1 protein-coding gene is annotated in these 406 nt (G+C 60.6%); it reads left to right on the top strand.

Going from position 1 to position 406, the window contains the following annotated elements; all coding sequences use genetic code 11:
* Positions 1 to 26: 26 nt before the first annotated feature.
* Positions 27 to 406: cache domain-containing protein (locus tag EN742_RS37495; protein ID WP_189375790.1), on the top strand; the 380-nt coding region annotated here is incomplete at its 3' end.

The raw sequence follows: 406 nt of genomic DNA, 5'->3' as shown, positions 1-406 counted from the left end.
AGCTCCGGCTTCTTGCCGTACGAGCGATGCACCAGGCCCAGGGAATCCTCAGCATCAGTATTGTCGACGGTACTGGCGCGGAGCGGCTGCACATCTCTCGCACTGGCAAAAACAGGACAGAAAGTGGCGCGGATCGCTCAGGCGATCCCGCTGTCGTGGGCGCCAGGACGGCGAAGATCTGGTACGGCCCAGTCATTTATCGCCCGGGTTCCGAACCCTCCATAACCGTGGCGATGGCCAGTTACGACAATTTAGTTGTCGCCAACTCGGTCATCGCCGAAATCAGTCTGAAGCCTATCTGGCTCATCGTTTCCGAAAGCCGCGTGGGCCGCAGCGGCCAGGGATTTGTCATCGACCAGGCCGGCCACCTCATCGCTCACCCCGCGATCAGCAAAGTGATGCAGGG

The sequence above is a fragment of the Mesorhizobium sp. M4A.F.Ca.ET.020.02.1.1 genome (assembly GCF_004022645.1).
Taxonomy (GTDB): domain Bacteria; phylum Pseudomonadota; class Alphaproteobacteria; order Rhizobiales; family Rhizobiaceae; genus Mesorhizobium.
This window is presented reverse-complemented; position numbering and strand designations above follow the sequence as displayed.